Consider the following 8611-nt stretch of genomic DNA (forward strand, 5'->3'; position numbering starts at 1 on the left):
TGCCGCTGCTCTAACCCTGCTTCGGTTCTAACGACCCGTTGCAACCTTCATGATCTCGTGGTACATGGCGTCCGCGACGGCCGGATCCTTAGCCTCGATCATGACCCGGATCATTGGTTCCGTGCCCGATGCCCGCACCAGCGCCCAGACGTTCTCCCTGATTATCTTGATGCCGTCGATCTTCTCGATGGTCTCTCCTGCAAACGCCTCTTCGACGGCGCGGACGAGCGCTGCCGGGTCGGCGGTGTGGTGCTTCTCCTTAACCAGGTGGTATGCGGGGAGTTCGTCGACGATATCCGAGAGTTTCCTGCCCTTATGGCTCGCGAGCACCGCCACCATCATGGCGGCGGTCATGCCCCCGTCCCGGCAGAACTGGTGATCGGGATAGATCAGGCCGCCGTTCCCTTCGCCGCCAAACGAGACCTTTCTGCCCTCGCCGATCAGCCCGAGCATCCTCCTCGCGACGTAGATGCTCCCGACGGGCGTATAGTCGACGGTGCAGTCGTGTTTCTCCGCGATATCCCGTATCAGCCGGGAGGTGGCGACCGGGGTGACGACGAGCCCGCCGCCGTTCCTCGCACAGATATAATCCTCGATGAGACCGAACTCGTAGTTCTCTTCTATATAGCGTCCTATGGTATCGACGAAGACCGCCCGGTCGGCGTCGCCATCGTGCGCCACCCCGAAGTTGGCGCCCGTGGCGAGGACCATCTCCGAGAGGGGCTGCAATCCTTCGGCGGTCGGCTCAGGCATCCGGCCCGGGAAGGTGCCGTCGAGCCGGGCGTTGATGGTATGGACCCGGCACCCCATCCTGGAGAGGATGATCGGGGTGGTGAGCGCCGCAGGCCCGGAGCCGGGGTCGACGACGACGGTCATGCCCGCGCCGATGCCCGCCGGGAAGTGTCCTACGATGGCCTCGATGTATTCCTCGAGCCGGTCGGGTGCAACGCTCTCGCTGCCGACGCCGTCCCAGTCGGCCACGTCGAACTCCTCGTTAAAGTACCGGCCTTCGAGCTGGACGATCTCCTCATCGGCCATCTCGGTGCCGTCGGCCTCGATGATCTTCACGCCGTTATACTCGGGCGGGTTGTGGGACGCGGTGATCATCGCGCCGCCGTCAAACCGATTTGTCTTGATGATGTACTGCAGGGCCGGGGTAGGAAGGATGCCCATGTCCACCACGTCGCACCCGGTCATCAGGAGCCCGGCCTTGAGGGCGTGGGTCAGGGCTTCGCCGGACGTCCGCGTATCTCTGCCGACCGCGATGCGGCCTCTTCTCATCGATCCGAGCGCGGCGCCAATCTTGAGGACGAGGGCCGGCGTCATCGTCTCTCCGATCACGCCCCGCACGCCGTTCGTCCCAAACATCTGTTTCTCGTTTCCCATTCGGTCACTTCTCCACGTCGTGTAGTTCCCGTTTCAGCCGGTCGATGGCGTTCGCAGCGGCGGCGAACGCCTCCTGCCTGTGCTCTGCAAGTATAGCAAGATATGTTATATCCTCTCCGGCATAGAGCCTCCCTTTCCGGTGGTAAAACCGGGCACCGATGATTCCCGGGACGGTCTCCATCTCTTTTCGGATGCTCTCCGTAACGTCATCGACGGTCTCATCAAAGTCCATGTATTCCGTCCGGTCGTCACCCGACCACTCCCTGACGATTCCGTTGAACGTGAGGACCGCCCCGGCGTGCGAGACACCGCATTCGCGCTTCAGTTCCCTGACCAGCCCCTCGACGGTATAGTAGTCCTCGAACCGGTCGAGTGCGGCGACCGTCTCCTCGACTGAGGGGTTCCGGAGGACGATGTTCTCGCTCGGAAGGTCGCCTATCACGATCCGCGGGAACATTCTCGACTTGAACCCCTCGAGTATAGCGTATTCGGTCCCGGCGTTGCAGAGGACATCCAGGGTGGAGTCGAGATCGCTCTCGCGCCTGACGATGACCGACTTCTTTTCATCGACACCGCCGGATATAGCAGCATATGATTCATGGTATATGGTGGTGTCCTTTCCGGGCTCGAGCGAAAAGCCGTGGTGCCCGAGATGTTTGACTGCGCCGACGGTTCCGTGTTCGGAGAGCGCCCCGATCAGGCTCTTTATGAACGTGGTCTTCCCGGCGTTCGAGCGGCCGACGATCTGTATGATCTTCATGGTTCCCCGTCTTCTCCCTCTTCGGTCTGCATCTCCCGGCTGCCCGCTTCCTGCGCCTCTTCTCCCTGGCTCCCTTCCTGGCCGGGCCGGGCCTTCAGGATGACCGAAGCCGCCTCGGCCACCCCCCGCATCACCTCGGTGATCCGGTCCTCGACGTCGATCTCGTCGTCGAGGTTCAGGCTCGTCCCTTCCACCTCCAGGAGGAACCGGGCGACCTCGCTCGCTTCAAAGAGGATCTCGTCGAGTTCCTCTGCGGTGAAAAAACCGCACATTGCTCCGTAGAAGAATGTGGCTCCTGCTTTCTTCACCTTCTTCTTGAACGAGCTCCTTGCCTGGTTGACTGCCTGCGGGGAGTAGGAGTCGACCATGAACGGGCAGAGTTCGGGGAGGTTCTCGCCGATGAACGTCATCTCTGAGCCGCTGGTGGTCTTGAAGTCTGCGCAGAGGCGGGCTATCGCCCACTCACGGGCGGTGATGTGGGTGTGTTTGCGCAGGAACTGGTTGACCCGCTGGTAGGTGGCGCCGTCCACCTTCTTGAACTTCTGGTATTTGTTCGGGTCTTTGATGCTGTCTGGTCCTTCCATTTTATCTACCTCTTGTTGGTTTTGCTATTTCAATAAGGCTGGTCGAGCGGTGGTGCTTCGGGAGAAGCCGGGTGCGCCGCAGGGATCGGTTGCTCTGCAGGCTACCGGCGTCATAATTGCCCCGGTTAATTATATAGCATCATATGGTTTATGCCTGTCCTTTTGTTCCCGGTGCGGGGCGGTATGATCCGCTCATCTGGGGCGGTGTATTGCACTATCCGGGCACAATACTCGGCGGGTATCGCTCCCGGATACTCCGGGGCCCGTCTGCGGCCGTTGGGATTCGATGCTTCCAGGGTCACTCGGGCTCTGGTGTGCCGCAACTTCCGGGGGTCTCCGGACTCAGTATTTGAGGTCATCCCAAAAAGATCTCCGAACCTTCGGTATACCCTAATCGGAGCCCTTAATTCCTGGGTATCTGCCATCTGAGCCACGTCCTGAGCCGGGGATGAAACGGCTTCCCATTGGGTATCGCCACGCGGGGAGGGTCCGGGGGGGTGTCCCCCTCCCGGTAACAGCATTTTGGGACAACTTCTTTCGCTAAGACGGTTGAGGTAATCTTTGAGGGGGTCAAGCCCATCGACCTCTCTTCGCGTTCTCCCGCGTGAGATAATGGGTAAAGGTGGCACTATGCTCTCACGCGAAGATCGCGTTGCCGCGAAGTCCGGGTGCTGCCGATCTTGTTGTAGGTCGCTATGCGAGGCTGCATGGGTCGATTGCAAGGGCTGTTATGTGCGAAGTACTGGTACTGGGCGCTCTCCTTCGGGGCGGCCGCCGGGAATCCGGCACCCACACATCGGACTTTTGGGCCACGATCGCGCTCGCCCCTATGGGTGAGGTTGTCTCCCGGGCCGATCGGGCGTTTATTCGCACCTGTGAGGGTCATTTATATATGGGCCGGAGGTGTGGGCTGCGTGGCACCTATGCTGCTCCCGGATCGTTCACTTTCATCCCGCGCGGTATGGGGTTCATATACCTGAAAGGGGATGTATTCTGTAGGGTTTGCCACCCGCCCACCGGGGATGGGCAGCCCCGCATACCTCCGAACTCCGATATCGATTGCATCACCGAATACTCTTTTTTTACGGATTCGGGTGAAGCCGGTCCCTTTTTTAATGCTCTGGCGCATTTTTTGAGTGATCTCAGGGGTGCGGCGTCGTCTGCTGCGGCTGCGGTTCTGACGGGTTATTCTCTTCTCCGGGCTCTCCTGCCTGTGTATCCGGTGCCCGGTTAGGTTCTTCCGTTGGGTCGCCCCCCTGTAGCGGCTCTTTCGGCGCAGATAGGTGCGGTTGGGGATCGGGAGCTTCTCTCCCGCCGGACGGGGTTTTTGGGTGATTGCAATTTATTGCGGGGAATAGGCATTTACCGCAATCTTGATATGCTCCGTTATTTAATGTATTGTACAATGGAAAATGCCTGTTTCTCGGAATGGCTGGATCGCTTCAGTAGTTACCTCCGGATGCGGAACTACTCGCCCCGGACCATCGAAAAATACCTGCAGACCATCCGGCGTTTCGCCCGGTACGCCTGGCTCCGGCAGAACTCGGACGGGGTCTCGTTCGATGAGGCTGTGTTCGAGAACGCTCCGCTGGATGCGGACGTCAATGTCTCGACGGCCCTCGTCACCGATTTCTTCTCCTATCTTACGGAGAAGCAGGATTACAAGCCCAAAACTCTCCATCGGATGATCTCGACGCTCTCCTCGTTCTACCGGTATCTCTACGTGCAGGGGGTCGTGGTCGCCGACCCGATGATCGGGGTGGAGCGGCCCCGGATCAAGAATCAGGAACTGAAATACCTCAAACACAGCCAGGTGGTCCGCCTGCTCAACACCATCGAGAGCGAGCGCGACCGGCTGATCGTCCGCCTGATCTACGCAACAGGTGTCCGTGTTTCGGAACTCTGCGCGATGTGCGTCGAAGATATCGATTTCGAGGAGCAGACGATACGAGTTAAGGGGAAAGGCGATAAGATAAGGACGGTATTCGTCGACGACAAGACGCTTGAAGAGATCAACCGGTTTATCGGCAACAAGATCGAGGGGCCGCTCTTTCTGGGCCAGCAGGGCAATCATATCTCCCCGCGGACCGTCCAGCACCTCTTCAAGGAAAACGCTCCATCCGGGATTACGCCGCATAAAATCCGCCATTCTTACGCGAGCGAGCTCTATCGGCGGTCAAAGAACCTCCGTGTCGTGCAGGAGAACCTGGGGCACTCCTCCATCAAGACGACCGAGATCTACCTGCATACCGATATCGACGAGCGTAAACGCGTCTATCAGCAGTATTTCCCGCTCTCGAACGGAAAAAAGGAGGAGTGATCCGGCCCGGCGGACGATCCAAATAAACTGTATGATGCTATATGGGTGGCGGCCGACGTGGCACTCCATGGCGCAGGCGTGCGGGGGTATCCGCGGAGAACCTCCCCGTCTCTCCCGAAAGGGCACTCCCCTCCTTTCCCCCTCTCCCGGCAACGCTCAAATTACTGAAGCGCCTACCCTACTCACATGCGCTACATCGTCACGGGCGGGGCAGGGTTCATTGGGTCCAACCTCGCAGAGCAGCTGGTGCGCGACGGTCACGAAGTCGTAATCTTCGACGACCTCTCCGCCGGGCGGCGGGAAAACATCGAGCATCTCCTGATTCACCCCCGGGTGTCGTTCTTCGAGGGGAGCGTCACCGACCTTGCCCTGCTCATCGACGCCTGCGCCGGGGCGGACGGTATCTTCCACCAGGCGGCCGTCGCTTCTGTTCCCCGGTCTGTGGCAAACCCCCTGGAGACGAACGAAGTGAACGTGGCCGGAACCCTGAACGTCCTCTGGGCGGCAAAAGAGTGCGGCGTCCCGACGGTCGTGGCGGCATCCACCTCTGCGATCTACGGCGACGATCCGGTCTTCCCAAAAATCGAGACGATGGCGCCGGGGCCGCTCTCCCCCTATGCGGCCTCGAAACTCGCAGGCGAATACTACGGGAGCGTTTTCGCCGACCTCTACGGTGTCCGGACGGTATTCTTGCGCTACTTCAATGTCTTCGGCCCCCGGCAGGACCCGAACTCCGAGTATGCGGCGGTGATCCCGAAGTTCATCACCCGCCTGCTCGAGGATAAGTCGCCAATCATCTACGGCGATGGGGAGCAGACCCGCGACTTCATCTCTGTCGCCGACGTGGCGCGGGCGAACATCCTGGCGATGGAGGGCGATGCCTCCGGTGTCTTCAACATCGCCGGGGGCAGCCGGATCAGCCTGAACCACCTTGCGTCCATTCTCATGGAGATCACCGGCATACACCGCCGGCCGATATACGAACCGCCGCGGGCGGGGGACGTGCGCGATTCGCTCGCCGACATATCCCGGGCAGGTGAGGCCTTCGGGTTCTCTCCACGCTCCACGCTTGAAGCGGGGCTCCGCGAAACCGTGGCGTGGTTCAGGGACGCTGATCGGTAACCGCTCCTGTGAGAACCCGTCGGTCGATCCGGGGTCGCTACGCTCCCGGGCACGGGAGGTGCAGGAACCTATATATTGTTACTCCACAGTAAAGGGGGCGAGGTGAAGACGTATGCCCCAATTGGTTACACCGGAGACGCCCCGTAAGGGCAATGGCAGAGATACGTCACGGGCGTACAGCCACGTCGCCACGGAGGGTCCGCATGACCCGGCCGCCCTGAACAACCGGGGTGTGGCGCTTGAGAGGCAGGGACGCTACGAAGAAGCGCTCGCTGCATTCAGTGCGGCAATACTCTGCGACAACGATGATGTCTATGCCTGGAACAACCGGGCGGTGATCCTCGCCCGGCTCGATCGCCCCCAGGAAGCGGCCCTTGCGTGCAGGCAGGCGCTCACGATCGACCGGTCGTGCATCTTCGCTCTGGTGACATACGGCATGGTGCTCGGGAGGCTCGGGGACTACCGTGAGGCGGAACACGCCCTTGCGGTCGCAGAAGACCTCGACCCGCAGGCCCGGGCGCTGTACCCCGGGAACTCGACGATGACACGGGCTTGATCGAGCAGGAACACTCTTTTTTTCCGGGGTCCGGAGCCCGATATATTCCCGGGCGCGATACGGTCCGCCAGGTTCGTCCGAACTCCTGGAGAACCTTACGCTTTTATCCTCCCTGCTGCATAACGTACACAATCGAGTGCCTCCGGCACGGAGTCATCCCATGAAGACGCTCATACTTGCAGGCGGGAGCGGCACCCGCCTCTTCCCCCTCTCACGGGAACACTATCCGAAACAGTTCATCCCGCTCGTCGACGACGAGTCTCTCTTCCAGAAGACCGTGAAGAGGTCGCTCCTCTTCTCCTCGCCCCAGGAGATCGCCATCGTCACCAACACCGACCACAAGTTCCTGGTCAGAGACCAGCTCGCCGCCATCGGGTGCGACTGCCGTGTCCTCGTGGAGCCGGTGGGCAGGAACACCCTGCCGGCGATCTACTACGGCGTCCGCGAGATCGCCCGGGAGGACGGGCCGGAGACGGTCGCGGTTCTCCCCTCGGATCACCTGATCACCGCGACGGGGCAGTTCCGCGACGCATTCCGCCGGGCGGAGCGGCTTACCAAGGACTACCTGGTGGTCTTCGGGGTGCGGCCGACCTTGCCCCACACCGGATACGGCTATATCCGCCCCGGCGAGCCTCTCGCGGACGGCTCGCTCGTGGACGCCTTCGTCGAGAAGCCGGACCTCTCCACCGCAGAGCGGTATGTCGCCGACGGCTACCTCTGGAACTCCGGGATGTTCTGTTTCGACGCCGGCCTCTTCCTCTCCGAGTGCGAGGCGTGCGCGCCGGAGGTGGCCCGGGCGTTCGATCTCCCCGTAGGGGAGGCCTACGGCGCAACCCCCGCTCTCTCCATTGACTACGGGATCATGGAGAAGACGCGGCGGGCGGCGGTCGTGCCGCTTGAGTGCGACTGGAGCGATGTGGGAAATTTCGACGCGCTTTATGCCGCTCTCCCAAAGAACGGTAACGGTAACGCGGTCAGGGGCGAGCATATCGGGATCGACTCCTCCGAAAACCTGATCATCGCCGACCGCCTGGTCGCCACCGTCGGGGTCCACGATCTTGCCATCGTCGAGACGAAGGACGCGATCCTGGTTGCCGATCGGGACGAGGCCCAGCGTGTGGGCGAGATCGCAAAGGCTCTCCGCGAGAAGGGGGACTCACGTGCGCTCTTCCACACGCAGGTCCACCGGCCCTGGGGGTCCTACACGAACCTGGAGGAGGGGCAGTCATACAAGATCAAGCGGGTCACCGTTCCCCCGAAACGGCGCCTCTCCCTCCAGATGCACCACCACCGTTCCGAGCACTGGGTGGTCGTCACCGGGTGCGCCGAGGTGACGATCGGCGATGCGACCTACCTTCTGCGGAACGGCGAGTCCACGTTCGTCCCGGCGGGGACCATCCACCGGCTCGCGAACCCCGGCCTCCTGCCGCTCGAACTGATCGAGGTGCAGATCGGGGAGTATACCGGCGAGGACGACATCGTCCGGTACGAGGACGACTTCGAGCGAGCGTGAGCGGCCCGGGGCCGGTCCCCTTCCTCACCCCTTCTGCCTGCGAGCAAACCGATATAATCCCGCGGTACATAAAATATAGGAGCCGATGCCTGCAGTATCGGCGGTTCGAGTTCGTTTCTCTCGGCACCCCCGTAGTGTAGTGGTCAATCATGCAGGACTTTGGATCCGGCGACGGCGGTTCGAATCCGCCCGGGGGTATCGGGTGCGGAGTTTAAATCCATGAGGTCGCCCCAAAAAGATCTCCTGACCTTCAGGATACCCTAATCGGAGCGCTTAATCCCTAAGAGTCTGCCATCTGGACTATATTCTAGGTATTGATGGTGAAACGGCTTCCCATTGGGTATCGCCACTCGGGGGAGGGTCCGGGAGG

General features: G+C 61.2%; 7 protein-coding genes and 1 tRNA gene. 5 read left to right on the forward strand and 3 right to left on the reverse strand.

What is annotated here, in order from left to right; genetic code table 11:
- Positions 1-27: 27 nt before the first annotated feature.
- Genes glmM through FKB36_RS12530 form a run of 3 tightly spaced genes read right to left on the reverse strand, consistent with a single transcriptional unit; the run spans position 28 to position 2730 of the window.
- The gene (glmM, locus tag FKB36_RS12520) at positions 28-1386 is read right to left on the reverse strand and encodes a phosphoglucosamine mutase (protein ID WP_261598430.1); all 1359 of its coding nucleotides are present in this window, start codon (positions 1384-1386) and stop codon (positions 28-30) included.
- A gap of 4 nt (positions 1387-1390) precedes the next feature.
- Positions 1391-2146, reverse strand: coding sequence for a molybdopterin-guanine dinucleotide biosynthesis protein B (gene mobB / locus FKB36_RS12525; protein WP_261598431.1), 756 nt, complete (start codon positions 2144-2146; stop codon positions 1391-1393).
- Complete coding sequence (locus FKB36_RS12530) at positions 2143-2730, reverse strand: DUF5806 family protein (RefSeq protein WP_261598432.1); 588 nt, start codon at positions 2728-2730, stop codon at positions 2143-2145. The genes mobB and FKB36_RS12530 overlap by 4 nt, the downstream gene beginning before the upstream one ends.
- Before the next feature lie 1405 nt (positions 2731-4135).
- Between FKB36_RS12530 and xerA the strand changes: the two genes are divergently transcribed.
- The 5 genes from xerA to FKB36_RS12555 all read left to right on the forward strand — a co-directional run bounded on the left by xerA (position 4136) and on the right by FKB36_RS12555 (position 8439).
- The gene (gene xerA / locus FKB36_RS12535) at positions 4136-5050 is read left to right on the forward strand and encodes a site-specific tyrosine recombinase/integron integrase (RefSeq protein WP_261598433.1); all 915 of its coding nucleotides are present in this window, start codon (positions 4136-4138) and stop codon (positions 5048-5050) included.
- Between the two features lie 186 nt (positions 5051-5236).
- Positions 5237-6172, forward strand: a complete 936-nt coding sequence (locus FKB36_RS12540; protein WP_261598434.1) for an SDR family oxidoreductase — start codon at positions 5237-5239, stop codon at positions 6170-6172.
- Positions 6173-6284: 112 nt separating this feature from the next.
- Positions 6285-6728, forward strand: coding sequence for a tetratricopeptide repeat protein (locus tag FKB36_RS12545; protein ID WP_261598435.1), 444 nt, complete (start codon positions 6285-6287; stop codon positions 6726-6728).
- A gap of 160 nt (positions 6729-6888) precedes the next feature.
- Positions 6889-8241, forward strand: a complete 1353-nt coding sequence (locus FKB36_RS12550; protein ID WP_261598436.1) for a mannose-1-phosphate guanylyltransferase/mannose-6-phosphate isomerase — start codon at positions 6889-6891, stop codon at positions 8239-8241.
- A 125-nt stretch (positions 8242-8366) separates the two neighbouring features.
- Positions 8367-8439, forward strand: a tRNA-Gln gene (locus tag FKB36_RS12555).
- Positions 8440-8611 lie beyond the last annotated feature (172 nt).

The sequence above is a fragment of the Methanoculleus formosensis genome, assembly GCF_025384765.1.
Lineage (GTDB): Archaea > Halobacteriota > Methanomicrobia > Methanomicrobiales > Methanoculleaceae > Methanoculleus > Methanoculleus formosensis.

Coding starts and splice junctions, on each gene's coding strand:
- FKB36_RS12545 (WP_261598435.1), top strand. CDS start 6,285: ATGCCCCAATTGGTTACACCGGAGACGCCCCGTAAGGGCAATGGCAGA.
- FKB36_RS12530 (WP_261598432.1), bottom strand. CDS start 2,730: ATGGAAGGACCAGACAGCATCAAAGACCCGAACAAATACCAGAAGTTC.
- xerA (WP_261598433.1), top strand. CDS start 4,136: ATGGAAAATGCCTGTTTCTCGGAATGGCTGGATCGCTTCAGTAGTTAC.
- glmM (WP_261598430.1), bottom strand. CDS start 1,386: ATGGGAAACGAGAAACAGATGTTTGGGACGAACGGCGTGCGGGGCGTG.
- FKB36_RS12550 (WP_261598436.1), top strand. CDS start 6,889: ATGAAGACGCTCATACTTGCAGGCGGGAGCGGCACCCGCCTCTTCCCC.
- mobB (WP_261598431.1), bottom strand. CDS start 2,146: ATGAAGATCATACAGATCGTCGGCCGCTCGAACGCCGGGAAGACCACG.
- FKB36_RS12540 (WP_261598434.1), top strand. CDS start 5,237: ATGCGCTACATCGTCACGGGCGGGGCAGGGTTCATTGGGTCCAACCTC.